The sequence below is a fragment of the Desulfosoma sp. genome (assembly GCA_037481875.1).
GTDB lineage: Bacteria > Desulfobacterota > Syntrophobacteria > Syntrophobacterales > DSM-9756 > Desulfosoma.
In genome coordinates this window covers 1-26908 of sequence record JBBFKY010000010.1, presented here as the reverse complement: position 1 = coordinate 26908, position 26908 = coordinate 1, and the positions used below count along the sequence as shown (strand labels likewise).

Annotated in this window: 22 protein-coding genes; 5 read left to right on the top strand and 17 right to left on the bottom strand. The window is 53.3% G+C overall.

All coding sequences use genetic code 11. The features are described 5' to 3' along the window. Window positions 1-3 precede the first annotated feature (3 nt). Entirely contained in the window at window positions 4-1266 is a 1263-nt protein-coding gene (locus WHS46_12355) for a glycosyltransferase family 4 protein (GenBank protein MEJ5349466.1), read from the bottom strand. 358 nt (window positions 1267-1624) lie between these two features. Between WHS46_12355 and thiW the strand changes: the two genes are divergently transcribed. The 4 genes from thiW to WHS46_12335 are packed head-to-tail and all read left to right on the top strand — an operon-like array spanning window position 1625 to window position 4828. Further along, on the top strand, window positions 1625-2107 hold the full coding sequence (gene thiW, locus WHS46_12350; protein MEJ5349465.1) for an energy coupling factor transporter S component ThiW: 483 nt from the start codon (window positions 1625-1627) through the stop codon (window positions 2105-2107). After that, the gene (locus WHS46_12345; GenBank protein MEJ5349464.1) at window positions 2104-3561 is read left to right on the top strand and encodes an ATP-binding cassette domain-containing protein; all 1458 of its coding nucleotides are present in this window, start codon (window positions 2104-2106) and stop codon (window positions 3559-3561) included. Before thiW ends, WHS46_12345 begins: the two co-directional genes overlap by 4 nt. Then, window positions 3558-4265 carry an energy-coupling factor transporter transmembrane component T gene (locus WHS46_12340; protein MEJ5349463.1) on the top strand — a complete coding sequence of 236 codons (708 nt, stop codon included), beginning with the start codon at window positions 3558-3560 and terminating at the stop codon, window positions 4263-4265. The genes WHS46_12345 and WHS46_12340 overlap by 4 nt, the downstream gene beginning before the upstream one ends. After that, window positions 4262-4828 (top strand): hypothetical protein, encoded by a 567-nt coding sequence (locus WHS46_12335; protein ID MEJ5349462.1) that lies wholly within the window; start codon window positions 4262-4264, stop codon window positions 4826-4828. The genes WHS46_12340 and WHS46_12335 overlap by 4 nt, the downstream gene beginning before the upstream one ends. A 7-nt stretch (window positions 4829-4835) precedes the next feature. Here the strand turns inward: WHS46_12335 and WHS46_12330 are convergent, their stop codons facing one another. From WHS46_12330 to WHS46_12320, 3 genes are all read right to left on the bottom strand, one after another. After that, window positions 4836-5261, bottom strand: coding sequence for a hypothetical protein (locus tag WHS46_12330; protein MEJ5349461.1), 426 nt, complete (start codon window positions 5259-5261; stop codon window positions 4836-4838). Between the two features lie 12 nt (window positions 5262-5273). Continuing rightward, window positions 5274-6065, bottom strand: coding sequence for a nickel pincer cofactor biosynthesis protein LarB (gene larB / locus WHS46_12325; GenBank protein ID MEJ5349460.1), 792 nt, complete (start codon window positions 6063-6065; stop codon window positions 5274-5276). Between the two features lie 106 nt (window positions 6066-6171). Then, entirely contained in the window at window positions 6172-7386 is a 1215-nt protein-coding gene (locus WHS46_12320) for a glycosyltransferase N-terminal domain-containing protein (protein MEJ5349459.1), read from the bottom strand. A 259-nt stretch (window positions 7387-7645) separates the two neighbouring features. On the opposite strand from WHS46_12320, the gene asnS reads away from it, so the two are divergent. Further along, window positions 7646-9046, top strand: a complete 1401-nt coding sequence (gene asnS / locus WHS46_12315; GenBank protein MEJ5349458.1) for an asparagine--tRNA ligase — start codon at window positions 7646-7648, stop codon at window positions 9044-9046. A gap of 25 nt (window positions 9047-9071) precedes the next feature. Here the strand turns inward: asnS and WHS46_12310 are convergent, their stop codons facing one another. The 13 genes from WHS46_12310 to acsB form a co-directional block, all read right to left on the bottom strand. After that, window positions 9072-9248 (bottom strand): HypC/HybG/HupF family hydrogenase formation chaperone, encoded by a 177-nt coding sequence (locus WHS46_12310; protein MEJ5349457.1) that lies wholly within the window; start codon window positions 9246-9248, stop codon window positions 9072-9074. Between the two features lie 4 nt (window positions 9249-9252). Beyond that, complete coding sequence (locus WHS46_12305; GenBank protein MEJ5349456.1) at window positions 9253-9819, bottom strand: HyaD/HybD family hydrogenase maturation endopeptidase; 567 nt, start codon at window positions 9817-9819, stop codon at window positions 9253-9255. An 88-nt stretch (window positions 9820-9907) separates the two neighbouring features. Continuing rightward, window positions 9908-11548, bottom strand: coding sequence for a nickel-dependent hydrogenase large subunit (locus tag WHS46_12300; protein MEJ5349455.1), 1641 nt, complete (start codon window positions 11546-11548; stop codon window positions 9908-9910). A 57-nt stretch (window positions 11549-11605) separates the two neighbouring features. Beyond that, complete coding sequence (locus tag WHS46_12295) at window positions 11606-12556, bottom strand: hydrogenase small subunit (protein ID MEJ5349454.1); 951 nt, start codon at window positions 12554-12556, stop codon at window positions 11606-11608. Window positions 12557-13525: 969 nt separating this feature from the next. Further along, on the bottom strand, window positions 13526-13702 hold the full coding sequence (locus tag WHS46_12290) for a hypothetical protein (GenBank protein MEJ5349453.1): 177 nt from the start codon (window positions 13700-13702) through the stop codon (window positions 13526-13528). Between the two features lie 423 nt (window positions 13703-14125). After that, window positions 14126-14584, bottom strand: a complete 459-nt coding sequence (locus WHS46_12285; protein ID MEJ5349452.1) for a response regulator — start codon at window positions 14582-14584, stop codon at window positions 14126-14128. Between the two features lie 260 nt (window positions 14585-14844). Beyond that, a complete protein-coding gene (locus WHS46_12280; GenBank protein ID MEJ5349451.1) occupies window positions 14845-16275 on the bottom strand; it encodes a sigma-54 dependent transcriptional regulator in 1431 nt (476 codons plus the stop codon). 88 nt (window positions 16276-16363) lie between these two features. After that, window positions 16364-17992: an ATP-binding protein gene (locus tag WHS46_12275; protein ID MEJ5349450.1), complete on the bottom strand. Its 1629-nt coding sequence runs from the start codon at window positions 17990-17992 to the stop codon at window positions 16364-16366. Between the two features lie 253 nt (window positions 17993-18245). Next, on the bottom strand, window positions 18246-19169 hold the full coding sequence (locus WHS46_12270; protein ID MEJ5349449.1) for a CoA ester lyase: 924 nt from the start codon (window positions 19167-19169) through the stop codon (window positions 18246-18248). Window positions 19170-19200: 31 nt separating this feature from the next. Continuing rightward, window positions 19201-21942 (bottom strand): pyruvate, phosphate dikinase, encoded by a 2742-nt coding sequence (gene ppdK / locus WHS46_12265; GenBank protein MEJ5349448.1) that lies wholly within the window; start codon window positions 21940-21942, stop codon window positions 19201-19203. A 142-nt stretch (window positions 21943-22084) separates the two neighbouring features. Further along, on the bottom strand, window positions 22085-22966 hold the full coding sequence (locus WHS46_12260) for a dihydropteroate synthase (protein ID MEJ5349447.1): 882 nt from the start codon (window positions 22964-22966) through the stop codon (window positions 22085-22087). A 110-nt stretch (window positions 22967-23076) separates the two neighbouring features. Then, the gene (gene acsC / locus WHS46_12255; GenBank protein MEJ5349446.1) at window positions 23077-24429 is read right to left on the bottom strand and encodes an acetyl-CoA decarbonylase/synthase complex subunit gamma; all 1353 of its coding nucleotides are present in this window, start codon (window positions 24427-24429) and stop codon (window positions 23077-23079) included. Window positions 24430-24509: 80 nt separating this feature from the next. Next, window positions 24510-26723 (bottom strand): acetyl-CoA decarbonylase/synthase complex subunit alpha/beta, encoded by a 2214-nt coding sequence (acsB, locus tag WHS46_12250; GenBank protein MEJ5349445.1) that lies wholly within the window; start codon window positions 26721-26723, stop codon window positions 24510-24512. Window positions 26724-26908 lie beyond the last annotated feature (185 nt).

Sequence of the window (26908 nt, the reverse complement as noted above, 5' to 3'; positions counted from 1 at the left end):
TTACTAAATTTCAATGCCGAAAAAGTTCGAAATCAAAAAGGCCAGCCGCCTTCGCAGCACCGAATAGGAATAATGGCGTGTCGCCACGGCGTAGTTGTGCTCCACCATGCGCCGACGCCTCTCCGAGGATTCCAAAATCTCCCGCACCTCCCGAACCACACGATCAGAAACATATCCGTCCATAACCACCACATCAAAACCCTGAGGCTCAATATCCCGCACGAAAACATCATAACGATTGACCAAAAGAGGTTTGCGAAAATAGATGGCTTCCAAAAAAGCATTGCCGAACCCTTCGTAGGTGCTGGGATACGTCACGAAATCACAGTGAGGATAGACGTCCCACAGAGCATAGCGTTTCGAGCCGTCTTGATTCACACCACGCTTGTCACTCACGTGATGGGAAATCAGACGCATATCCACGTTGTGGTCCGCTGCATAATCCTGAAGCCATTGGTAGTAATCTAAGCCTTCGTCTCCTGCGGCATGGGAAATGATAAGTTTCACACGGGGATCCCCGAGAGCATGGACCAGGTCAATAGCATGCTCGATACCTTTGCGCTGCACCACTCGAGTCGGCTGAAGAAAGAGGATATCGTCTTCACGAAACCCAAGTTCCGCCCGAAAGTTTTGGGTGAATTCCCAGTCCACGTATGGCTCATTCTCAAAATCCAAAACATTAGGAATAATAATGGAAGAAATACCCGTGCGCAGCGCTAAAGCTTCTTGAGCGATGGAATTGATAACCACATGCTGAATATTGGGCAACTTGGGGGGGAACGCCATTTGTAGATAGTCCTGAATGGCGTTTACGGAAAAACGCGTGCGCTCCCAATAAAAATCATGATGATGCGCCACCGTCGGAATGCCCGACTCGGCCACCAGTTCCGTGATGGCCAATCCCAAGGGAATATGCATGGGAATGGTGACGGCGTTCTGCACGATCAAAATATCGATATCAAATTTGGCGATAAACTCGTAAAGCTTGATTTTCAAATATTCACGAAGAGCATGAATACGGCCCGTAATGTAAGGCGTGCGTTTCTGAACACCGAAAACACGACGGTTGATCCATTGGTTTTCTTCATGATCAAAAAAAGCTTCCGGGACCAAAAAGCTCACATCAGGATTTCGATCCAAAACCCCTGCAAACCAATAGGACACATGGCGATGATCCCAAAGCATCTGAGCCCATTTGGCAGCTTCCAAAGAAACGCCGTCTGTTCCGGCGAATCGAGTGGACACAAAACCAATATTCTTACCCATTCCTGCGGCTCCACCATCTCAAGGCAAGGCCCCCGGCCTTATTCATGACAGTCGTGACTGTTTTTCTCCATATTCTACAAAGATGCGCCCTACCATAGCCTTCCGTCGGCGTGTGTGTCAACCAAACCGGGCGTTTCCCCATAAAGACTCGTCGAAAAGAGCCTTTGCTTTGGATTTTCCATCAAAGCCTTTCCATATTCCTGAATCATGTGTGCATGCAGCCAAGGGGACTTTGACGGATGCTTCGTTGCGCTTTGCATGGGGCCATGTTATGAAAATCGACTTGGAACGGGCAAGGAATGATTCAAAGCCCTTCAAGGTGCAAGCTTTTTTCATCAGGATTTGAGGGGGGAGAAAGATGCAGACGCGTCACATTGCCAGAGCGATTATCTTTGTGGCTCTCGCCGTGGCTTTGTCTCCCATTTTCATTCCGGTGGGAATCGCCAAGTGTTTTCCCGCGCAGCACATGATCAACGTGATGAGCGCTGTCATGCTTGGTCCGTGGTATGCCGTGGTGGTTGCCGCCACAGCCGCTGTCATTCGCAATCTTCTGGGGCTGGGCACCTTATTGGCCTTTCCCGGCGGAATGATCGGAGCTCTTCTTGCGGGTCTCGCTTACAAGGCCACGAAAAACATCTACGCCGCCGCCCTTGGGGAAATTCTGGGCACGGGAGTTCTTGGAGCCTTGGTGAGCGTCTGGATTGTGGCTCCCGTTTTCATGAAAAAAACCATTCCCTTAATCACCCTTATGACCGCCTTCAGCATCAGTACCTTAGGAGGCACCCTGCTGGGACTGGCCGCCTTGCATTTGCTGCGCAAGGGAGGCCTCTGGCAACCGTGATTCACTTGCACAATGTGGCGTATCGTTATCCGAGCCGCCAGGAAATGGCTTCGTGGGCGCTGGATCATGTCAGCCTGGATGTGCAACCTGGAGAGTCGCTGGCCATTCTGGGCCCAAGCGGTTCGGGAAAATCCACTTTAACTTACGTGCTTAACGGTTTGGTACCCCATTTTTTCGGCGGCCATTTTTCAGGCAGGGGAAAAGTCTGCAACCAACCTGTTCCCGAGACACCTCCGGCGGTTCTGAGCGAACACGTAGCCTTGGTGCTCCAAAACACGGATGCATATCTTTTTTGTAGCACCGTGGAAGCAGAACTTCGGTTTTCCTTGGAACGTTCCACCACCCCGTACCATCTCTTTTCCAAGAAAATCGAAGAAATTCTCTCCTTCTTCGGCATCGAACACCTAAGGCATCGGGCTCCGCAAGATCTTTCCGGCGGAGAAAAACAGCTTACTGCCTTGGCTTCCGCTTTGTGTCTCAAGCCTCGTCTTTTGGTTTTGGACGAACCCTACGCCCATTTGGACGCTCCAAATCGGAAACGAGTTCAGCAGGCCTTGAACTCTGTCCTTCACTCCGACACAAGCCTCATAGTGGCGGAACATCTTTTTGAAGCGAAGGCTTTCCCTGGAAATCGATGCCTTGTCATGGAATCGGGCCGCGTTCGTTTTGACGGCTCTCCGCAGGCATCTCTTTCCCATCTCATGGATGTGGGTATCCTTCCACAATACTCGCACCTCATGGAGGATGACTCTATCCTTGAGGCGCCAGAAGTGCTTGAGCTGAATCAGGTCAGTTTTTATCGGGATAAGAGGCCCATTCTGGACAAAGTGTCGTTTACCCTTAGAGCGGGAGAACGGGTCGCCGTCACCGGCCCCAACGGGTCCGGAAAAACAACCCTGGTCAAGATTCTCGGCGGACTCTTAAAGCCCCATGAAGGTTCCGCGCTCTGGTGCGGTCAACCCATTCACACGATGCCTCCTTCACAACGAGCGCAGCATATAGGGGTAAGCTTTCAAAACCCCAATGATCAATTCTTCAAAGTGAGGGTTGAGGACGAAGTATGGGCAGGCCCGAAGTTTCTCGAAAGAAAAGGTTTCCCGGCCGACCGCGAATGGATGGCTCAAACCTTCGAGCTTTGCGGCCTGACCGAGTTCAAGAATCATAGCCCTTATCGGCTTAGTGAGGGTGAGAAAAAAAGGGTGGCTCTTGCTTCCATTCTGGCCCTGAAACCTCAGGTTTTGGTGCTGGACGAACCCACAGCAGGCCAAGACGGTCGTTTCCGCCGGCAACTTGCTGAGCTGCTCAAAGCCCTTGCCAAGGATCGGCACATGGGCATCATGGTGGTCACCCACGACACGGATTTTGCGCGGGCCGTATGCCGCCGTCGTCTGGTGCTGGAGCAGGGGCGCCTCGTGGAAGATCAATCCATGGATCCTGAAAGAGAACACTCATGACAGAGGCTGCCTCCAAAGGTCCATGGGAAACTTCACGTCGACTGGATCCTAGGGTCCGCCTTTTCATCGGAGTGCTGGCGGTCACAGCGGTTCTGCTCACGAGAACTCGACCCGCACTCATGGCCCAAAGTGGGCTTCTCACCATAGGACTTTTCACCCTGGCCCGTGAAACCCTTCGCCTTTCTTGGGTTCATCTTGTCTGGCCCATGGTCGCGATGGTTTTCGTCATCTCCGCCATAGCCTTTGACCTGGAAACAGCCGTGGATGTGGCCCTTCGACTCATCAATCTTTTCGCAGCATCGGCTGTGTTTTTTCAGACTCTGAAGGCGGAGGAATTAGCCCTCGCACTTCGATCCTTTAAAGTGCCGGCCACCCTAGTGTTCATTTTGCTCACGGCCATGCGATACGTCCCTTTACTGGGGCGGGCGCTTCATCATATCCATGACGCGCAAACGGCACGAGGCATCGATGTGCGCCTTCGACTGAGCAATGTGGCTCGTCTTTTCGCCCTCGTCATGCCCTTGTTGGTCCAAGCCTTTGTGCTGGCGGAAAACTTAGCCCTGGCCATGGAATCCAGGGGCTTTTCGCGCCAAACCAAAGCTGAAAGGCGCCTAGGTCCCTTGGCTCGGCGAGACATTTGCTGGGCCGTGTTGGCGTTTGCCGTTTTCCTGGGACTGTTTCTTTGGGAAAGGTCGATAAGGTGAGAGCGAAAACAATTTCCGTCCACGATTGTCGAGGGCGATTTGTTCTTATCGTCGGCGAAGTCAACCGAGGGAAAACAACTTTGACGGCCCGGCTTCTCGAAAGCTATTGCCGAACCTTCCCTGAACCAGTCGCCGTTGTGGATCTGGCGCCTCAACTTCCACACACCAGTACGCATCCCGCCTTTCAGGCCGGTATCGGAGGTCGGCTGGCACCTGCAGCTTCAGAGCAGATTCATTACTTTTTCACCACGCTGGCTGCACCTAGATTGCAAGCCGCGACCTTGGAGGAAAGGTGGCGGCTTGCCGAAGAAAACGCCCAACGCATCGAATTGCTTTTAAGGCAAATGACACCGGCTCTGGCACAGGCGGTCTTCGTCAATGACGTCTCGCTGTATCTGCAGGGACGGCCTGTGGAGAAATTGTTGGCGTGGCTGAACGGTTTTTCGACGCGCGTGGTCAACGGGTACTACGGACAAAGCTTAGGCTGTGACGCCTTTTCGCTTCGAGAACGTCTTCGCATGGAACAACTGATGGACCGCTGCGATCTGCTGGTGCGGTGCTGAAAGAGGGTTACTGAAGAGGGATCAGGCGCGATACCTGGGCATGAACACAGCGGTAGATTTCTTCGTCGGTGCCGTAAATATCCACGATGCAGCGGTGATTGATAAGCTTTTCGATGATATAAGCCGTGACGTAGAGGCTTACAAAATGGGGTCGAGGCACCAGATCACGAATATTGGCAACCTGGTACTGAACCTCAAATTCTTCGGCTGTAAGCAAAGTGGTCAAGCAGCGGTGAATTTGCTCCTCCAGTTCGTTCTTGCTGGTGGTTTCCACCAGTTTGTTTTCAATGAGTTTCATGGCGATGCGCCCGCTGAGGTCATCCACATGGTCCCGAAGCAACTGCAGGGCCCGCGCACGCTGCACCTCTTTGGCTTGATCCAGCCTCGAGATGACCGACATCTCCCTCGCATTGGGTCGCCAGTCCCGTGCCATAGTTTCTCCTTGTTACTTTCCCGAACCTTCGGATTCGTCAAGCCGGCAAGCATTGGCCATATCGGCAATCATACTCGCGAGATAGCCGGCTCCAAAACCGTTGTCGATGTTTACCACGGCCACTCCGGGAGCACAACTGTTTAGCATGCCCAGGAGGGGGGCAAGTCCTTTGAAAGAAGCTCCGTAGCCAATGCTTGTCGGGACAGCGATCACGGGACGCCTGACCAAGCCGGCGACGACACTGGGAAGCGCTCCCTCCATGCCCGCAACCACCACATAAACGGCGGCTTGAGACAATTCATCCAGAAGATGCAACAATCGATGAAGGCCGGCCACACCCACATCATAGAAACGCTGGACCCGTTGTCCCAAAACTTCCGCGGTCACGGCGGCTTCTTCGGCAACCGGTAGGTCCGAAGAACCCGCCGACAACACCTGCACAGGCCTTTTTTTTAAGTCCGCACTCTCCTGAGCCGACCCTCTCCTGTACAGCACGCGGGCCTTCGGCTCATAGTGCAGATCCGTCATTGAGGCACAAACCTCCATGGCCTTTTCTTGATTGACACGCGTCACCAAAAGCGGAGCTCCCGTCACAGACATGGCTTTAAGGATCTGGAGGATTTGGGAGGCATCTTTGTCCTCTCCGTAAACAACTTCAGGATAGCCTCGCCGCAACAATCGATGATGATCCACTCGAGCGAAACCCAGATTCTCAAAAGGCAAACGATTAAGAAAATCCAAAAGTTGATCCAACTCCACAGATCCCTCTTTGTACGCTTTCAACAACTGAATAAGTCTTTCCATGGTCGCTTCCACGTCTGTTTGACCTATTGTTGCAATTTACTATCAGTCGTCTGCATCAGAGAAAAACACAGAAAGCCTAAGGCTAATTGGAAGCCTTCGGTATCGGCTACGGATTCAAAAACCTCTGCAGTGCTTTCACCTGGCGGTCGGCAACGCCGCCAAGTTCCTGCAGTGCTGTTCTCGCAGCAGAACTATGAAATTCGGAAAGGGTTCCGGCAAGAAGGGATTTTCGCCATCGTTCATAAAGTTCCTCGGCACCACGTACCATGATCCCGACCCCATGCTCCTGCAGAACACGATGTTCCTCCATCACCTTCTCCACGTGAGGTCCATAGTGCACCGTTTTTCCCCACGCCACAGGCTCCACGATGTTGTGTCCTCCTACAGGAACCAAAGTTCCGCCGCAAAAAATCAAATTCCCTAAACCGTACAAGTCAAAAAGATGTCCGATACTGTCCACCACAAGGCAGTCACATCGACGCCGGCTTTCAGTTTTTGAAAGAAATGAAGACAAAAATTCGTAAGCTATCCCCTGTTTTTGAAGCCAGTCCGTCATGAAGGAAACCTTGTCCATATGGCGAGGGGCAAAGATACCCACCAAAGTGGCGCAGTCCCTTTTCAGTTTGACAAATATGTCCAACAGAGTCCGGCATTCCTCCCCGCGCAGGCTTCCACAAACCATCACAGGAATGTTTTGATCCAGATCCAGGCGTCGCCGCCATGACGTGATCAAGGAGGGATCGGCACGATCCTGCAAAGTATCGTATTTGGCGGAACCGGTCACGGTGATTCGATCTGGAGAAACCCCGAGAGAAATCAGTCTTTGTTTGTCTTCAGAGGTTTTCACGGATGCCCATTGAATAGCACCAAAAACAGGGCCGAAGAGAAAAAAAAACTTCTGATAGCGCCGCCATGACCGTTCTGACATACGGCCGTTCAAAAGCACCGCAGGGATTCCATACTTTCTCAAGAACCCATGGAGCACAGGCCAAAATTCACTCTCCAAAGCCACAAAAAGATGTGGATGAAGATTTATGACCGTGCGCCGCACGGCCCATGGAACATCCAAAGGAGCCGCAAAAACCCTCACGTTTTCGGGGAGGTGAGACCGGGCAAAGAGGTAACCTTGAGGCGTTCCTACGGAGAGAAACACTTGGGTTCGAGCATCCAGAGCGTTCAGGCGCCTTATGACACCCAAGGCCCCTGTGACTTCTCCCACCGACGCAGCATGAAACCAAACGCGAGTTCCGTCAAGGTTCGGCTGCAGCATTTCTGTGCCTAAAAAACGCCGGCGCCAAAATTCCTTTTCTCCCCGACCCATGGGATTCTCCTTGCCCTTTCAGGGCCTTCCATTTTAAGAAAACCTCGAGATTGATGACGAAGCCTCGGTCCCCACGGTTCAAGGCTGTGAGGGCACCGTTACCAGAATCCCTTGAGGCTTGTCAAAGCCGGTGCTCGACAGTGCCCACCGTGAAAGCCACGGCTTGCTTTCAAGAAGGCGATGCCTCACGGTTCAAAAGGAGTTCACGAGGGCCCCGAAGCCTTGGGCCTGTTCTCAGTCAAGGGAGGTTTCTTTACCCATGCACAAGGGCGTTCGCATAGCAGACATTTTCAGAAACGAATCCCACTACCAGGAAAAAGATGTGGTGGTTCAAGGTTGGGTTCGAACTCGAAGGGACTCCAAAGCCGGCGTGAGCTTCGTCGAACTCAATGACGGCTCATGCCTTCGCAACCTTCAGGTGATCCTGGACAGGGACCGCCCCCATCTGGCAGCCGTAGCGGAACGGCTGACCACAGGTTCCGCCGTGGAAATTCACGGCACCATCACACCATCGCCCGGCAAGGGCCAAAGCATCGAACTCTTAGCTCAAGACATCGTTCTTTTCGGATGGGCCGACCCGGCGCGGTATCCCTTGCAAAAGAAACGCCATAGCTTTGAATTCCTTAGAACCATCGCTCACCTGCGACCACGCACCAACACTCTGAGTGCCGTCGCCCGCATTCGAAACCGCCTCAGCTATGCCATTCACACCTTCTTTCAACAGGAAGGCTTTTTCTATGTGCATACGCCCATCATCACTACCAGTGATTGTGAAGGGGCAGGCGAAGTCTTTCGCGTAACCACCTTGAACCCGGCCGAACCTGTGACGGAATCTGCAGCCTCTGCCTTTATGCAGGACTTTTTTCAGAAACCCACATTTCTTACCGTCAGCGGACAGCTTCAAGCAGAAATCTATGCCTTGGCTCTCGGCAAGGTCTACACCTTCGGGCCCACTTTTCGAGCTGAAAATTCCAATACCAGCCGCCATCTGGCGGAATTTTGGATGGTTGAACCAGAAATGGCTTTTGCGGACCTTCAAGATGACCTCGATCTGGCTCAAAGATTCCTTCAATACCTGGTCTCAGACCTTTTGGAACACGCGCAAGAAGATCTTTCGTTTTTTTGTCGATTCGTGGAACCCGGCTTGATGGAATCCCTGAAGGTCGTCGCAGATCAAGCCTTTGAAGTGATTCCCTATACCGAAGCGGTCCATATCCTTAAGAAGTCAAAGGAACCCTTTGCTTTTCCCGTGGAATGGGGCACGGACCTTCAATCGGAACACGAACGCTATTTGACGGAGAAAAAATTTCGACGCCCGGTGGCCGTGATTGATTTTCCTCGAGACCTCAAGCCGTTTTACATGAGAGTCAACGACGACGGAAAAACAGTGGCAGCCATGGATGTTTTAGTGCCCCGAGTCGGTGAAATCATCGGGGGATCTCAAAGGGAAGAAAGGCGGGACGTGCTTCTCGAACAAATGGAGCGTAAGGGCATTTCTCCCGAAGCCTACGGCTGGTACGTGGATCTTCGCGAATTCGGCTCGGCCCCTCATTCCGGTTTCGGTCTAGGACTAGAACGCCTGGTGCAGTTTGTAACCGGCTTGGGAAATATTCGAGAGGTCATCCCGTTTCCACGCACACCAGGCCATGCCGATTTCTAAATCAGAAAAGGTACCGTCTGGAACGTCACGCATGAGCCGCTAACTCACGTAGCAAGCGCAAAGATTCTTCCGCCTCGTGAGGATCCACTTTGTGCAAAGCAAAACCCGCATGGACGATGACATAGTCACCTACCGAGGCTTCATCGGGCAGGAGCGTGAGAGATGCTTTACGCACGGCGCCACCCACCTTCACCGTCGCCATTTCGTCATGGATCTCTAGGATCTCCGCCGGAATCGCCAAACACATAATCCGTCACCTCACCTTTTTGATTCACCTCTAAAAACCTCGGCAGCCAGGACCCGCCCGCTTTTTGGATTTCCTCCAAGACCAGGGTTTCCAATTGCTTCAAGTTAGCCGCCACGGGCGCCGTCAAGGTGATGCCCCATGGTTCTATATCCAGGGGTTCCATGCCCATAATAATACAACTGGGACGCTGTCCAAGCACTTCCGCGTAGGCTAAAGTTTCCACTAAGTCCAACTGGTGAATGGAATTCTTAAACGTCACCTTTTTCGAAAGATCTTCCGCCGAGATTCTGTGCACCGTTCCCGGCGCCTCGCCCTTTTGAATGGCGTCAATCACGATCACATGATCCGCTTGGGAAATGGGGTCCAAGAGCCGAAGGCCCAATGTCCCGCCGTCCATCAGCTCAACATTTTCAGAAAAAGCATAAGAAGCCTCAAGCCGACGCACAAGATGCACGCCGAGCCCCTCATCCTTCAAAAGGACATTGCCCACACCAAGGACCAAGATTTTGGGGGATGCCAAACCCATACCATCTATCCCTTTGGAATGGAACAGGGGATTCCGCCGGTGAGGCCGGAATCCCCTTTCCATGCTAGCCGATTTTTATCTGAGCCCGCTACACGACTTTGAACTTATATACCTGGTTGCTTTCCGGATCAATCACATGGACACCGCAGGCAATACATGGGTCAAAAGAGTGAACAGTGCGAAGGATTTCCACCGGGCGTTTGGGATCGGCCACAGGCGTTCCAATAAGAGCTTCCTCCACAGGACCGGGCTTGTTGGCGGCACATCGAGGTCCCAAGTTCCACGTGGAAGGCACCACCAGTTGGTAATTGGCGATTTTCTTGCCCTTGATTTCAATCCAATGCCCCAAGGCTCCACGCGGCACATCGTTCAGACCCATGCCCTGGCCGCTTTCAGGCATCTGGTAAGGCTCAAAGGTTTTGGTGTCCCCTTTCTTGAGGTTTTCCACCAGCTGCATAATCCAGCCTTCCATGGCCTCTCCGATGATCTTGGTTTCAACGGCTCGAGCGGCGGTCCGGCCCAGGGTAGAGAACAAGGCTTCCGCGGGAATACCCAGTTGCTTGAGGACGCCGTCCACGGCCTTTTTGGTCGGCTCATGACCTTTGGCGTAAGCCACCAGAACTCGTGCCAACGGTCCAACTTCCATGGGTTCCCCGTTGTAGCGAGGTGCTTTCATCCAGCTGTATCGATCGGCCGTATCCAACTTGGTGTACTTGGGCTTGGTTTCTCCCTGAGCAGGGTTAAGAGCGCCGTCGCCTTCGTACCAGCTGTGTTTGACATGTTCGGTGATCTTGGCCGGATCCACTGCTTCCGCTTTGGCTAGGTTACGTTTGAAGATGGCCCCACGCGGGAAAAAGAGACTTTCCGGTTCCTTGGCACTCTGAGGAAACTCCCCGTAACACAGGAAGTTGGTCGTTCCGCCGATGGATCCCCAATCTTTATAAAAACCCGCTATCGCCAACAAGTCCGGAATATAGACATTGTTGACGAAGTCCATGGTTTCCTTCCACAAATACAAAAACTCGGAAATGCGGTCGGCATTGAGATCCGCAGCACAACTCACGCCACCTACCACCAAAGTCTGCAAGTGTGGGTTCTTGGCCCCAAAAATGGCGTGCATTCGAGCGGTTCGAGCTTGCTGCCGCAAGGCTTCCAGATAATGAGCGGCGGCGATCAGGTTGACTTCAGGAGGAAGCTTGTAAGCGGGATGGCCCCAATATCCGTTGGCAAAAAGCCCCAACTGGCCGCTATCCACGAATTTTTGCAACCGCGCTTGCACCGCTTTGAAATCGCTCGGGCCACTCTTGGGCGCCGGCGAAACATCGTTGGCGATCTTAGAAGCTTTGACGGGATCAGCCTTGAGGGCACTGACGACATCCACCCAATCCAAGGCATGCAGGTGGTAGAAATGCACGATATGATCGTGCAGGAATTGCGCTCCCATGAGCAGGTTGCGAATGAGTCGAGCATTGTCGGGAATGGTGACCCCGACCGCATTATCCACACACCGAATGGAGGCCAATCCGTGAACATAGGTGCAGACACCACAGGCACGCTGTGTAAAGAGCCAGGCATCCCGAGGGTCACGTCCTTTGAGGATAATTTCCAAGCCACGAAACAGCGTGGAACTGCTCCATGCGTTGGTCACCTTTCCATTGGCGACCTCAACTTCGATTCTCAAATGTCCCTCGATCCTCGTAATGGGATCGACCACGATACGTTCTGCCATCTTTCGTCTCTCCTTGAGGCGGGTTTGCTGGTTAAGGCTTCAGCTTGAACAAGCAGGCTAAAGCTTTTCATAAAAAGGCGACATGGCATCCCAGAAATTAGGTTCGCTGCAGCCGATGCACGGATGCCCCGCCTCCACCGGCCAGCTCGTCCCGTCATTGAACTTGACTAAGGGGCAATTATTGAACGTCTCAGGTCCCTTACACCCCAATTCGTAGAGGCAGTAACCCATCTGGGCTTCCTTAGATCCCCATTCCTTGACGAATTCCCCGTTTTCAAAATGGGATCTTCGAGGACATTGGTCATGCACCGATTTGCCATAGGCAAAAAGCGGCCTTTTATGGGCGTCCAGATCCGGAAGTTTGCCAAACAAAAGATAGTTGACCACGGTGCCGACGAAATTGATGGGATTGGGAGGACATCCAGGAATGTTCACCACTGGAACCTTTAGTACATCCGCTAAAGCTTCGGAAACACTCTTGGCTCCCGTAGGATTGGGCGCCGCTGCCTGAACGCCACCAAAAGAAGAACAACTTCCAATGCACAGAACCGCCAAAGATTTAGGGCAGACTTCCTTGGCAATCTCTAGCATGGTCTTCCCGCCGATCATGCCGTAGATACCGTTTTCGGCGGTCGGAATGGCACCCTCCACGACACAAATGAATTTGCCTTCATACTTCTTGACGGTTTGATGAAGCACCTCCTCCACACTGTGCCCAGCCGCAGCCATGATGGTTTCATGATAGTCCATAGAAATGGTTTCCAGCAGCAGTTCGTCAATCCAGGGATACGTAGATCGCAGAACAGCTTCCGTACATCCCGTGCACTCGGCAAAATGCAGGTACACCACCGGCGGTCTTGGCCCCGAAGTCAACGCTTCGGCGATCTTCGGAGCAAAAGACGGCGCCAACCCCATGGCGGCCGAAACCATGGTGCAAAACTTCATGAAGTCACGACGTGTTACACCCTTCGGCCCCAAGCTCTTCTGAAGCTTCCGTTCCTGTTCCATCAAAGCCTCCTGTTCCGATACAGTCTCCCTGATCCCTCCAGAGCTTCCAAGCTCAAGAGGAGTCCACCCCTTTGGCGGATACCCGTCGGCGCCCTTAAGACACCTTGGGAATAAGTCCGCTGCAAAAGGGTATGCCTGCCCAAAAGCTTCAACCGTCCCCTCACCAAGCGACACACAGTTTCAGAAAGCACACCCAACCTTCTGCAAGAATCCTAAAAGGCTTGCCGAGAACTTAGAATGAGCCATTCCAGCCCAACCCGTAGGGGCGAGACACGCCTAGCCTGTACGCTCCAAAACCTTTGTTTTCCTGGCATCTCGGGTCCATGACCCGCCATTTAGGCGGGCGGGACCCCCGCAAAATGAGCGGACCGGAGGGCTTGTTCTCCCACGAAATAGCCCGGTTTCCCCCTCATAGGGGCGAGGAGCCGCCTCGCACCACCTCAAAACGGCATGCGACGCGGCGGCCATTCTGCGTTCTTGGACAAGCTCCCGGGGGTTGACTCATTATCGAAGAACCAGTTCCTTTTTCTCAACAGAACGCGCTCTGGGACCTCTTTTCAATAAAACCGGATCATATCCGTATCTACATATAAAAGGTTTCATGGGGAGCGTTGTTCATGCCGACCGTTGACCGGCCGGAGGGAGTCACCACCCCACAGAAAGGGGCAGAGTCTAAATCCTTGCTCTTTGACGGAACACGCCGCCGCATGTCCGTCCAAAACCCTTAAAAGGCGCTGACCCAAGGGGTCGCATCTTCACGAGCCTCTCCTCCATGAGCGCGCGCAGAAGAGCATCCTCACAAAACGTGGTAGACACGACATGCTGAGACTGTCTCTTGGTCTCTTCAGGGTGAAGTTTTTCAAGTTGAAGCCGTTCACGTTTCGCGCGAAATATGCCTTTTGTGTGGATGTGCCCTCCAAAGCCTTAGGGAATTTACAGAACCAATCCCCGTCGGCTAAATCTGAGGGATTAGTTGGCCAAAACCTCTTCAATCTTTTTAACGATGCGTGTGGGAATGGGGTAATCGTCCTTGACCAGATACAATTTGAGAATTCCTGGATCGAATTCCATAGCCTGCGCAAGAGTGTGCACATCCATTCCTTTTTGCGCCAGCTTTTCCAAAAGCTCCGTTTTGACTTCAAGCATCGAAGCCTCCTTTACCTCGATTCCACATCAGTTGCCGGAGCAATTCCATTCGGCAACGCCCCTTTCGCCGAGACATACATGCAGTCAAGTTGATTTTTTATACCCATTAGCAGTCAAGGCATCAAGAGAAAAAACTCACAAAGCAAGGGATAGCCTTACTGATATGAGGCAATGAAGGCGAGGTTCGATGAGAAAAAAGCAAAAGGCCGCAGGGCCATGGCCCTGCGGCCTTTCGAGGGAAAGGGGGCTCTGGGAAGATTCAACAGGAACGTGAGTTTTGCGCCATCCGTTCGCGCCTGAGCTTGAAGGGGAACGTGAACATGAAGTGTCGCCGTCGCTAAGGTCGTTAGTCATGGCACGTGAGTGTGATCGCCTCTGGAGCAAGAATTCGACGTGTCAGGTCGCTTTCCGCATTCGCATCGCTTAGAGAACCCCTTCCCTGAGAATGGGGGCCGGTGCCTGGTCTAGGGAACTGGAGAGTCCTCGCATGAGAGCTTGAGCATGAACCATCGTGGTCAAAGATTTCAGAACTCGCTCGAAGTCGTGCAAATCAAAGGGTTTCTTGAGAAACTGATCCGCCACGGGAACCACATCGCGAGAAATCCACTCGAAATCGTAAAAGGAGATGAGAACCGCTCGAAGAGTCGCTTGCACTTGCTTCAGTTCCGCAACAAGCCGCGCCCCGTTGCCGTCTCTTAGATGATATTCCACCACGCACAGGTTGTAGGCATTCGTTTGAACAAACCGCCGCGCCTGATCACACGTACCGCAACTGTCAAAGGAGTACCCGGCCCTTTTCACACAATTTTCCAAAGAACGCCTGAATGGGGCATCACTTTCCACAAGGAGGATTCGCCCACTCGAAACGAGATTCCGCTGCATACCGCCTCCATTCGCTTTTTCAACTTTTGCAAGACGCATACCAAATGAGCAGGAGGTTCGAAAAAGAGCTTTCCACTTCATGCCTTCAAAACCGTGCTTTGATGGCTTCCTGTTTCGTGCAGCCCCCCCATGGAGAATTCTCTCCATATTCTGCAAACCTCTAAACGGTTTTCTTCCCGCAGGCTTTTCATGAAAGCCGGTTGCAGGCCTTTTCAAGACATGGACAATAGTCTCTATTTCTTGGGTGTGTGATGAATATTCTACGGTGATTTTTCGGGGATCCCCGAACGAGCGGAAGGGTCTAGACCGTATTTTTTCATGCGGTAAATGAGCACATGTCTTGGAATTCTTAAATACCGCGCCGCCTTGGCCTTGTTTCTGCCACATCTTTCATAGACTTCTTGAATGATGTTTCGTTCCAGTTCTTCCAAGGACATTCCATCTTGAGGCATGTTTTCCCACGCGAGAAAGCCTCCGTGCAAGGAAGCGCTGACGGCGGAGTTTTGGTCCGAGGACGGTTGGAGAAAATGGAAATGTCTTTTGAGAACCACATCATCGTCTTCCAAAAGAACGATGCGTTCCATGGTGTTTTTCAGTTCACGCACGTTTCCCGGCCAATCGTGATGAAGCAGGACTTGTTGCGCTTCTTCACTGATTCCCCGAAACTTTTTTTTGTATTTGTCGTTGAATTGTTCCAGAAAGAAGAGCGCCAAAGGCAGAATATCTTCACGGCGTTGGCGAAGAGCCGGCAAAACGATTTGAATGGTTGCCAGACGAAAAAAGAGGTCTTTTCGAAAAAGGCCTTCTTCGCAGGCTTGCCATAGATCACGATTGCAGGCGGATACCACTCGAATGTCCACAGTCTTCTTTCGTGTGGACCCCAGCGGATAAAATTCGTGCTCTTCCAAAACTCGAAGAAGCTTGGCCTGCACTTCCGGGGGTAGATCAACGACCTCGTCCAAAAACAGAGTGCCACCATCGGCGGCTTCCAACAGCCCTTTTTTCCCTTCCGCACGCGCTCCGGTAAAGGCTCCCTTTTCGTAGCCGAAGAGCTCACTTTCAATGATTTCCGGCGTAAAGACGGCACAATTGAGGGCCACGAAGGGGTAAGAGGCTCGAGGACTCGCGGCATGGATCAGCCGGGCGAACAATTCTTTGCCCACCCCGCTTTCGCCTTGAAGAAGAACACCGGCGTCAGGACTTTGGGCGCTGCGAATAGCCAGCTGTTGAGCTTCCAAGAAGGCGGGGCTACTCCCCACAAGGGTACGGACTTGCTGAAGCCGTTGCATTTCTTGACGCAACCGCTCCACTTCATGCCTTAGACTGGCGTATTCCAGAGCTTGTTTGACCGTGACCTCAAATTCTTCCAGATCGACGGGTTTAACAAGATAGTCAAAGGCACCTTTTTTCATGGCCTGCACCACGTCCCGAACCTGCTCGTAAGCCGTCACCATGATCACCGTCGGTGACGGTCTTCCTTCTTTCAGCTGCGGCAGCAGGTCCAAGCCGCTCTGGTCCGGCAATCCAATATCCAGCAAGACCAGATCCGGCTCCAGTTCCCGGGCTAGGCGTATACCTTCGGCAGCGGTGCCCGCTTCGTGAACCGAGTAGTTCTTGCCTAAAAATCGCGCGATGGCCCCTCGAAATCCTGCTTCATCGTCGATGATGAGAATCTTTGGTATTGTTCGCATGGGCGCGTGCTCCAACAGGTCCGTACGCAATCCACGGAGGTCGGGGAAAAGGAATCGGCATGGGAATCCATGGCCATGAAGCGCCGCCTTAGTTGATGGTGCTTTCCACGTCCGGCAGGTTCCTCTTTTTCGTCATGGGAAACACAACACGGAACAAGCTTCCCTTACCTACCTGGGATTCCACTTCCATGTGGGCTCCATGACGCTCCAAAATTCTTCGACAAATGCTCAACCCCAGGCCCGTCCCTTCCGCCTTTCGAGTGAAAAAGGGATCAAAAATCCTTCCCTCGTCTTCCGGCAGGATCCCCACACCCGTGTCCTTCACGCTGAGGATGACTCGATCCCGAGCTTCTTCCACTCGAGTGTGGACTTCCATACGTCCCCCTTGCGGCATGGCTTCCACGGCATTGATCATCAGATTCATCACCACCTGCCCGATCTGGTCGGAATCCATGATCATGTCGGGCATGGAGGGGTCGAGAGTCAAGGTAAGATCGATGCCAGCCTTGCGAATGTGCACCTTGGACAGGTTGTGGCAATAGCGTACAATATCGTTCAGGTTGGCAGGCAAGAACTGGGGTTCTCGAGGCCTGGCAAAATTGAGAACTTCTCGCACGATGTTGTCGATCTTTCGCACTTCTTGAACCAGGTCCGAAAGCATTTGGGATTGATTCTGGTCCAAAGGCAATTCCCGCTGAAGCATCTGGGCATTGAAGTTGATAGTCGCCAAGGGATTGCGAATCTCGTGGGCGATGCCGGCGGCCAGGGTTCCCAGAGATTGCAACCTTTCTGTCTGCTGCAGGCGCTGTTCCAGTTTTCGCGCTTCCGTTTCGTCTTTTTCATAATAAACGATGCGTTCCAGCTGAGAAGACAGGTTCAGAACAGGAAAGGCATACAACCGATAGAACCCTCCCCAACGGGGATGAGGTCCTTCCTTTTGCACCGGCCTACGGGTCATCGAACATTCGCGAATAGGACATCCGCTGGGCGGTTCCGTGCTTTGATAAAGAACTTCCCAGTATTTCCTGCCCAGTAGATTCTCTCTGGATCCGTAAGTTTTTTCCGTGGTTTCATTGATTCGAAGAATGCGCCCGGAAGACTCCAGCAGAAAGATGCTGTGTTGAATGGCATCGAAGCTTATTTCCAGCTCCGTTTTTGCCTGTTGGACGGATTCAAAAAGTTGTGCGTTTTCGATGGCCACACCGATCTGTTGGCCGATGGTGGTGAGAAACTCTCGGCGATCATGGCGAATCTGCAAGGCCCCGTGATTGGCCACGTAAAGAAGGCCAAGAACGCCTTTTTGAGTAAAAAGAGCGATGCGTATAATCTCCTGAATATTTTCAGCGGCCATTCTCTCCCTTAAGGCCGGAAAAAAGAGCTGCTCCCTTTTAAGCCAAGCGACGGGATTTTTGAGGCGGCCGGTACCGATCCAACCCTCGCCTACGTCAAAGGAACGAATGTTTTCCACGAGAGTCGATGAGAACCCGTGCTGAGCGGCCAAGACCATGGTTCCACGGCCCTGAGCGTCAGGCTTTAGAAGGTAGATGGCTCCCATCTTAAGCTTCAGGGTGCGCAGAATCGCCAAGAGCGATTGCTCAAGGACATTCTCCAAGCGAGGTGAACTGTGAATAGCGGAAGAGATGTCAAAGAGAATCTGCAGTTCATTGTTCTGTCGAACAATCTGTTCCTTGAGCGCGGATGGCGCCTCAGCGTCCACGTCCTGAATCCTTGAAGGGGACTGCGATACCGTTCGCTTCGGCGTAATGACCCGATTCATGATGACTATGCGAATCTCATCCCTTTTAAGGTTCAACGCTTTCCCGAAGGAAGCGAAAAGCAGTGAGCCGGGGAGGGCGCGTGAGCTGGGTAGGGCAGGGAGATGGAATCGAAGAGTTTTTCCACAGGTAACGGAGCGCTTCCTTCAGGGTCCTTCCTCTTCAAGAATGGATGAAGTGTTAGGCCATGACGGCTCACTGGCGACGAGCCGCTTCCGCCACCCTGACCGTCACCTGAGCGACACGAACGGAAGCGGCATCCACCATTTTGCCATCCACGGCCACAGACCCTTCACCTCGAGCCCGCGCCGTTTCGTACGCCTCCACGATGCGTCGGCTTCGAGCCACATCCTCCTCCGAAGGCGTAAAAACCCCGTTGATGACTTCCAGTTGATCGGGATGAATGGCCCATTTGCCGTCGTAGCCTAAGGATCGACTCAAAGCGCAAGACCGAGCTAAACCTTTCGGGTCTCGAAAGTCTCCAAAAGGAGCGTCTATGGCAGAGAGGCCTGCAGCCTTGGCGGCCATGACCATGCGGCTGAGCGGAAAGAGCCATCGAAGGCCGGCAGTATCCTCTTCGGCATCGCCATGGCCGCTGATCCCGCCACCGGGCATTCCCAGGGAAGCACCGTAGTCGGCAATGCCGAAAACCAGAGCCTCCAACCGAGGCGAGCTCATAGCGATCTCACCGACGCGGAGCATCCCTTCGGCGGTTTCAATGGAGGCCTCCAGCCCAATGCGATTGCCAAAACCGAAACGGCGTTCCATCTGAGTGAGCCAATAGTCGATGGCTTTGATTTCCGCTGGGTCGTTCACTTTGGGAACAACGATGACGTCCAGATGAGGGCCCGCCTTCTCCACCACATCCACCAAGTCTCTGTAGGCAAAAGGCGTACCCATATCATTGATACGATAAGCGCGAACGCGACCGTCCCATCCGGAAGCCGTCAATGCCTCCACCACAGCTTGGCGAGCCTTTTCCTTTTCATCCACAGGGACGCTGTCTTCCAAATCCAGCATGATAACATCGGCCGGAAGACTCAAAGCTTTTCGAACCATTTTCTCTCGATTCGCCGGCACCGAAAGAATGGATCGACGCAATCGAATGGGACGCTCCATGACCATGGCCTCACTGTGTCCGTCAGGGTTTTCAAGACTCTCGAATGGCGGCGCGGGCGGCAGCCAGCCTTGCAATGGGCACACGATACGGAGAGCAGCTAACGTAGTTGAGACCGATACGATGGCAAAACTCCACCGAAGAGGGTTCGCCTCCATGTTCTCCGCAAATGCCAACCTTCAAATCCGGTCGTGTGGCACGGCCTTTTTCCACGCCTGTTTTCATTAGCTGGCCCACACCTTCCTGGTCAATACGTTCAAAAGGATCGAAATCCCAAATCTTTTTGTCCAGATAATCGTGAAGGAACTTGGCGGCGTCGTCTCGACTGATGCCGAAAACAGTCTGGGTTAAATCGTTTGTGCCGAAGGAAAAGAACATGGCCTCCTGCGCGATCTCATCCGCTGTGAGAGCTCCTCGAGGGACTTCGATCATGGTTCCAACCACATAGTCCACCTGAATGCCGTAATGGTCCATCACCTGGCGGGCCACCTCGTCCACCACGCGTTTCTGATGGGCCAATTCGGCCACATGACCTACCAAAGGAATCATGATTTCCGGATGGACGTCAATGCCTTCCTTTTTAACCTCGCAGGCGGCTTCCAAAATGGCACGCGCTTGCATGGCAGTGATTTCCGGATAAACAATCCCCAGTCGACAGCCTCGATGCCCCAACATGGGGTTGGCTTCATGAAGAGCCTGAATCTTTGCGCGCACGCGCTCCACAGAAACACCCATCTGGTTCGCTACGGTTTGAATATCGGCCTCTTCGGAGGGTAGAAATTCGTGAAGCGGGGGATCCAGAGTTCGTATGGTGACAGGTAATCCCTTCATCACGCGAAAGATGCCCTTGAAATCTTCCCGCTGCATGGGTAGGAGTTCGGCCAGAGCCTTTTCCCTGCCTTCCTTGGTTTCCGCAAGGATCATCTCCCGCACGGCATGAATTCGATCCCCTTCAAAGAACATGTGCTCCGTACGGCAGAGCCCGATCCCTTCGGCACCGAAAAGCAGGGCCGTTTGGGCCTGATCGGGCTGGTCGGCGTTGGTGCGCACTCCAAGGCGTCGATGAGCGTCGGCCCATTGCATGAGTTCCGTATAGTCTTGAAAGATGGAAGAATCTTCGGGTTTAAGAGTCTTTTCCAATAAGACCTGAATCACTTCCGAAGGTTTTGTGGGAATCTCTCCAAGAAAAACCTCACCAGTGGATCCGTCCACGGAAATCCAGTCGCCTTCCTTGACCACGCGGCCGTTCACCGTCATCTGCCGCAATTTGTAATCAATTTGCAAATCCCCACACCCGACCACGCACACCTTGCCCATTTGGCGGGCCACCAGGGCCGCATGGGACGTCATCCCTCCTCGGGAGGTAAGAATACCTTGGGCTGCGTGCATTCCTCGAATATCATCCGGGGAGGTTTCCAGCCGCACCAAAATGACCTTTTCTCCCCTCTCGGCCCATCTCTCTGCATCCACAGCGTTGAAAACCACACGGCCGCTGGCGGCTCCAGGGCCGGCATTCAAGCCCTTGGCCAAAAAAGCTTTAGAAGCCACAGCTTTCTCTTTGGCTCGAGCATCAAAGATAGGGCGTAGCAACTGGTTCAATTGATTGGGTTCCACACGAAGGAGGGCTTCCTTCGGGGTCAAGATGCCTTCGCGTACCATGTCGACGGCAATTTTAAAGGCAGCAAATCCGGTGCGTTTTCCCGTACGGGTCTGGAGCATCCAAAGTTTGCCACGTTGAATGGTGAATTCGATATCCTGCATGTCTCGGTAATGGCGATCGAGAATCCTACGAATCCGCTCCAGTTCGGCATAAGCCTCAGGCATGGCCTCTTCCAAGGATACCATGTCCGGATCTGTCTTCTGGCGAATATTAATGGGCTGGGGTGTGCGAATGCCCGCCACCACGTCCTCACCTTGGGCATTGACCAGGTATTCGCCATAGAGCACATTTTCACCCGTAGCGGGATTGCGGGTAAATGCCACGCCTGTGGCACAGTCGTCGCCCATGTTTCCAAAAACCATGGATTGAACATTAACGGCTGTGCCCATATCGTCGGGAATTCCATGAATCTGGCGGTAAGCTATGGCCCTTGGGTTATCCCAGGATCCGAAAACGGCGCCGATGGCTCCCCAAAGCTGTTCTTGTGGATCTTGAGGAAAATCCTTGCCCTTCTTCTCCCGAACAAGCTCCTTAAAACGCTCGCATAGTTCCTTAAGATCCTCGGCGCTCAGCTCGTTGTCAAAACGAACACCACGGGATTTTTTGAGTTCATCAATAGTTTCTTCAAAAGGATCAATGGCGTCCTGACTTTCCGCCTTCAATCCCAGGACCACGTCCCCGTACATACTCAAAAATCGACGATAACAGTCGTAGGCGAACCTGGGATCGTTGGTTTCCTGAGCCAAGCCTTGCACGGTTTCATCGTTGAGGCCCAGGTTCAAGACGGTGTCCATCATTCCGGGCATGCTGACGGCAGCCCCTGATCGCACAGAGACCAGAAGAGGTTTTTCCTTATCCCCAAAGCGTCTTCCCATGATCTTTTCTAAACGGTGTAAAGCCTCTTCCACTTCCTGCTCGAGACCAGGCGGATAAACCCCTTTGTTTTGGTAAAAATAAGTGCACACTTCCGTGGAAATGGTGAACCCGGGAGGTACGGGGATGCCCAAATTGGTCATTTCCGCCAAATTGGCGCCCTTGCCTCCCAGCAGATGTTTCATGGCGGCACTACCATCGGCTTTGCCTTCTCCAAAGAAATAAACGTAACGTTTGCCCATAAGGTTTGCTTCCCTCCTTGGTCTTCACTCGCGTTACCGTCTCAACCCAAAACGCCAAACGACAAGAGACACAAAAACCCCACCTCGCAAGGATGGGGTTCTTGTGCCAAAGAAGCGTGCAGCAGGCGAGGTTCGTTGGGGCTTATACCTCAAGCCACGAGTCGGAATAAAGGGTATGGCCGAGGATGACACGAGCCGTCTTGACGAAATCTTTTTCTTCCTTGCTCAGAGAGGCCATGTCGATTTCTTCACCGTCTTCCACCTTAGCGACCAGAGCCTCCAGTTCGGGTCTTTGGCCGCGCGCGATCTTATGAAGCTCATAGTCAAAGGTGTCCACAATGGCTGATTTCATGCCCCAACGTTTCCACAAAATGAGCATCACCTGGTTCAATATGGGACGCAGGTGCTCGGGGGCGCCGTTGGACACGTTGGAAAGTCCGATGGTGCTGTTGCAGCCCGGCGCCATATCGGGGAACATCTTCATAAAGTTTAAGGCGCTCATGATCTGGTTTTGCTGCACATTGACCGGTGTCTGAATGGGGTCAATGTAAATGCGTTCAGGAGGAATGCCCATTTCGGTGGCACGGAATAAAATTTCGGCACACAAGACACCCCGTTCATTTTCGTCACGCGGCATCCCGTCGGGGCCCCAGAGAAGGCCAATAAATTCGGCTTCGTATTCTTTTGCCAAGGGCAAAAGAGCGTCCATGCGTTCCGGGCGCACCATTATCGAATTGATCATGGCCGGACATTTTTTATGGGCCTTAAGCCCTGCTTCGATGGCTTTGATATTGGAGGTGTCCAAGGCAAGAGGCAGGTCGACGACTTCGTGAATCACGGGCACAAGCCAGGACATCAGTTCTTCACCGGTCTTACCCGCGGGGCCGATATTTAAATCAATGTAATCCATACCGGCCTGGGCCTCCTGGATCGCCAATTCCTGCAAGGTCTTGGCGTCGCGCTCCTTGAGGGCCTTGCCGTACTTTTTGCTCATGATATTAAGGTTCTCGCCGATAAGCTTCATGGAATCGCACCCTCCTTGTGGGTTGGCATTGGCTTAGTGATTCTCGGGAGGCGCCGCACATGGCCGAGTCCCCGACTCGACGGACGCCTGCAGCCCTCCCGTCCCGCCACTTATTGCGGCTTGAACTCTTTAAGAAACTTGGTAATGTGGCTCGCTTCGCGAGGTCCCACCACCACGTTCCAACCTGGAATTTCTTCTTCCAGCTCCCCACTGATGGCTGCCGCATAGCCGGGAATAACGATGGATTTGTGTCTGACCTTATCCATGATGCCGCACTTACGCACGAAGGTGCCCACCGTTTCCCCGTTGAATTTTCCGGCAGCCCAGGCGGTCATGACCGAAAGGCCTTCTGTATCCTGAACCAGCAGCCAGGACGGCACACGGCTGGATTCAATCTCGCCGCTCACGATAAAGTAGGTGAGCGAAAAGTTGCAGGTGACCAGAACCGGAGAATTCTCGTCCGGGTTGTTGATGGGATAAATCCCTTGTTCCGCCGTCATGGGGCGCTGAGGGTCGGTGTAAATGTTCAAACGTTCCAGAAGCAGAGGGAAATGCACTTCCGGCTTCACATCGCTCATGACGATAAAGGCCGCGTACTTGGCAATAAAGGTTGCGGCCACAACGGCCTCATTGAGAAGGTCGTCGGCCATTTCGTTGGCGAAGATAATGGTTGGGTATCCCAGAGGTCGAAAACGGCTCTTGATGGCCTGGCGGCGAATCTGGATTTGCTCTTCAAAGGCCTTTTTGAGATCCCGGGTCCCCGTATCGATCACGATGTCTTTGAGGCCCATGGCCGCCAGTTTTTCGGTCACTGCAACGACGCTTTCCAGGGAGCCGTCGCCTTTGACCGCCAAGGGACATCCCGTTTCTTTGGCCACAGCGCCCAGAGCATCGGCGGTATCCGAGGTCGCTGCGTAAAGGAGCGGCTTTTTATCCTTGAGCTCAGCCGCGGCAGCCTTCAAAACATCCGGCTTATCCGAGATCAAGATCAGAGCGGCACCGGTGCCTTCGGCGATCTTCTTGGCAAGCGCGACAAAAGCCCCCGCATCTCCGTTGGCATCTTTCACGGCAAACATCTCAGGCCGCAGATTCAATCCTACGCGTTCAAACTGGCACGCTTTGAATCGGGCCATCTTGCCGTCCACGGACGCTGCATCTTCCGCCGTTGTCACCAGGGTGGCCAGCCCCGGAGGATTGACGAAAGTCTTTTCATGACGAAAGAGCACCGTTTCGCCGCCCACCTTGACGGTGTATTCGCCGGTACCCACGGACAGGGGCCGCACCGGGGGCGCGGAATCGGCAGCCAGTTTTTCTTTTGCCGCTTCAGAAACATGGGGGCATGCATCCAACTCGGCCTTACCCGCCGCCAGGTTCATGGCAAAGGCCAAGCATGTGGGTACACCGCAGTCCCCACAGTTGGTTTTGGGAAGAAGCTTGAAGATTTCAATTCCTGTCAGGCCCATCTGTTTTTCTCCTCATCGCCTCTCACGTTAACAATAGGCAAAGAGGCTGAGGGCGCCTCATGTCGCCCTCAGCTCATGCATCATCCGAGAATCGGTTCCATTTCCAGCGCCGGGTGGCCCACTTGCTGGAGGAACGGCAGGATTTCGTCTTCGGTGACACCTTGTTCTTCCGTGGCGATCATATCGATGAAGTTCGGAATGCCGATCTCTTCACCGCGCTTGATCAGACGTTCACGGATTTCCTCTTTCAGCATCTTGGGCATCCACACCAGGCGCTTGATACCACCGTCACCGGCAATGAATTTCCGCTGCGTGATGTTGTACTTGCTATGGCCCACAAATCCAGGCGTCACATTCCCACCGCCGATGGTTCCGGCCAGGGTGGTGAACTTCATGCCGCAGGGGGTCATTCCCTGATAGTCACGGTTCACGGTCATGATACCGTTGCAAATGGGAAGGACCGCGGCGATGCATTCACAGCAGCCGCAAGTGGTCATCGGATCATAGACCACGCTGTAGAAATTGTAGCTGGATATCGCACCACGGGAGGCCCTTTCCACGAACTCATTCACACCCTTCCAGTTGCCGTATCGAGCATCCAAGGTTTCCCCCTTGTTAATGGGTTGGTTCGGCCCTGTGGGGTTGATTTCAAAGGATGCCTTGCAGTCCAACCAGTTGTAGGCGCCGCAGAGACCCGTGCGCTCTGGACTGATGACGCACACATGGGTGGGAGCAAAGGACTGGCACAAGGTGCAGGAATAATAAATCTCGGTCGTCTCGTCCGTCATACCTTCGATACGCTCATCGCGCGTACGGTACATCTGTTGCGCCATAGGCATCAATTCTTTGACTTTGGCCTCGTCGGTGTAAATCTTCACCTGGCACTTGTCAAAAATGGCACCAAAATCCTGATGGAATTTGGCATGGAGAATCTTTCCAATGTGCTCGAGCGTAAAACCTTTTTCCACGGCGCCCTTGCCGATGCGGTACCAGGCAATGTCACGCTGCCCGATATGCATGACGCCCTGAGCGTAGTTGATCAAATGGTGGATTTGGCGTTCCAAGATGGGTTCGTAATCTTCTTGCATCTTACGTCCCGCCACTTCCACGATGACGCCCAAGGGGAGGCGACTTCCAGGCTGGACGTCTTTGATGTCCGGACCGATCACTTCCACCTTCCCGTCTTCAACGGCGTCCATTTCGGCGATCCGCACCAGCTCAAAGCACGGCGTCTTGCCGCCGCCACACTCCAGATACACATCTTCCTTTCGAACACGCTCACCCTCAAAGGCCGGACCATAGGACACAGGCACAGGAACTTCCGTAATCGTGACCTTCAGGCCGCGCACTTCGATGGATTTGGAGCAAATCTGACTGTGCGGCACGCTGGACACCACGTGCTCGTAGGTACAAATACCGGTCGGCAGGATTTCGGGAATGTCCGTATCCGCAATGGTCGGGAACCCCCAGTTGATGGCACCGGCGGCGTTGGCGGCCCATTCCGCATTCACTTCACCCAACGCGTTGACAAAGGCGAAGATTCGGTCTTTGTTGTACAAAAGGATCTTGCGGTAATCCCCGGGTTGGACACCCCCAAAGGCCATGGCCGCACGGTTGGCAAACCCCAACGCAAAGACAGCTGCGGAAATATCCGGACCAAAAGGCACCAGACGTGTAGACCATCCAATCTGGACTCCCGCTTCCACCAACTGCTGTGTAAAAGTCGTGCCCGCCTGGTTGGCACACATGAACACATAAAGGTTCTTTCTTTGGTACTCTTCGGCAATCATCTTGGCCGTTTCGGGATCGGGTGCCGCCCCCACAATGGCCGCAAATCCAGGGGCACTCCCGTCCACGAATTCGATGCCGCGTTTCCGCATGATGACATCATCTGCAGCACCGACCCATAGCTTTCCGGCTTCCACATCGGGATCTTCGACCGGCTGATAAAAGTCAGGATCTTCCACGTAGCGGATGGCTTCAAAAATTTCTTCGGCCAAGATCGCCGCCATTCCCGCATCCAAAGTTCCACCCAAGTAGGGTGTGTGAATCCTTCCCTTGATGTGAGGAGGAAGCAGTTTCTTGCACCGCTCCAACACGGGCTCCGCATCCGCCAGTTTTTCCACCTTGATGCCCAAGATGGAATAAATGATAGGCAGATAATAGGCCGTGTTTGGAAATCCCAGAGGCTGGTTCGGGCCGTATTTATCCATGGCCTCCTTGAACTTGCCCTCTACCTTGGAAACAATATTGTACGCACCTTGAATCGCCGCAAAGGCCACCAACCGAGACATAACCGAACTCCTTTTCTTAAGGACGTTGTGGTTCCTTCAATGCCTTAACTTCACGCCTCTCGCCGAATCCTTTTTTGTATAGGAAGGCCGTCCTGTTCAAAAAACGGCCTAGACGGCCCCCCAAACCTTCTTAGTCCAAAGCGCGGCGGTCAGCCATATCAAAGAGCTTGCGTTCGCGCGGTCCC

Coding starts and splice junctions, on each gene's coding strand:
- WHS46_12355 (MEJ5349466.1), bottom strand. CDS start 1,266: ATGGGTAAGAATATTGGTTTTGTGTCCACTCGATTCGCCGGAACAGAC.
- thiW (MEJ5349465.1), top strand. CDS start 1,625: ATGCAGACGCGTCACATTGCCAGAGCGATTATCTTTGTGGCTCTCGCC.
- WHS46_12340 (MEJ5349463.1), top strand. CDS start 3,558: ATGACAGAGGCTGCCTCCAAAGGTCCATGGGAAACTTCACGTCGACTG.
- WHS46_12330 (MEJ5349461.1), bottom strand. CDS start 5,261: ATGGCACGGGACTGGCGACCCAATGCGAGGGAGATGTCGGTCATCTCG.
- larB (MEJ5349460.1), bottom strand. CDS start 6,065: ATGGAAAGACTTATTCAGTTGTTGAAAGCGTACAAAGAGGGATCTGTG.
- WHS46_12320 (MEJ5349459.1), bottom strand. CDS start 7,386: ATGGGTCGGGGAGAAAAGGAATTTTGGCGCCGGCGTTTTTTAGGCACA.
- asnS (MEJ5349458.1), top strand. CDS start 7,646: ATGCACAAGGGCGTTCGCATAGCAGACATTTTCAGAAACGAATCCCAC.
- WHS46_12310 (MEJ5349457.1), bottom strand. CDS start 9,248: ATGGCGACGGTGAAGGTGGGTGGCGCCGTGCGTAAAGCATCTCTCACG.
- WHS46_12305 (MEJ5349456.1), bottom strand. CDS start 9,819: ATGGGTTTGGCATCCCCCAAAATCTTGGTCCTTGGTGTGGGCAATGTC.
- WHS46_12300 (MEJ5349455.1), bottom strand. CDS start 11,548: ATGGCAGAACGTATCGTGGTCGATCCCATTACGAGGATCGAGGGACAT.
- WHS46_12295 (MEJ5349454.1), bottom strand. CDS start 12,556: ATGGAACAGGAACGGAAGCTTCAGAAGAGCTTGGGGCCGAAGGGTGTA.
- WHS46_12290 (MEJ5349453.1), bottom strand. CDS start 13,702: ATGCTTGAAGTCAAAACGGAGCTTTTGGAAAAGCTGGCGCAAAAAGGA.
- WHS46_12285 (MEJ5349452.1), bottom strand. CDS start 14,584: ATGCAGCGGAATCTCGTTTCGAGTGGGCGAATCCTCCTTGTGGAAAGT.
- WHS46_12280 (MEJ5349451.1), bottom strand. CDS start 16,275: ATGCGAACAATACCAAAGATTCTCATCATCGACGATGAAGCAGGATTT.
- WHS46_12270 (MEJ5349449.1), bottom strand. CDS start 19,169: ATGGAGCGTCCCATTCGATTGCGTCGATCCATTCTTTCGGTGCCGGCG.
- ppdK (MEJ5349448.1), bottom strand. CDS start 21,942: ATGGGCAAACGTTACGTTTATTTCTTTGGAGAAGGCAAAGCCGATGGT.
- WHS46_12260 (MEJ5349447.1), bottom strand. CDS start 22,966: ATGAAGCTTATCGGCGAGAACCTTAATATCATGAGCAAAAAGTACGGC.
- acsC (MEJ5349446.1), bottom strand. CDS start 24,429: ATGGGCCTGACAGGAATTGAAATCTTCAAGCTTCTTCCCAAAACCAAC.
- acsB (MEJ5349445.1), bottom strand. CDS start 26,723: ATGTCTCGGTTGGTGGCCTTTGCGGCGATTCAAGGTGCGTACAATATT.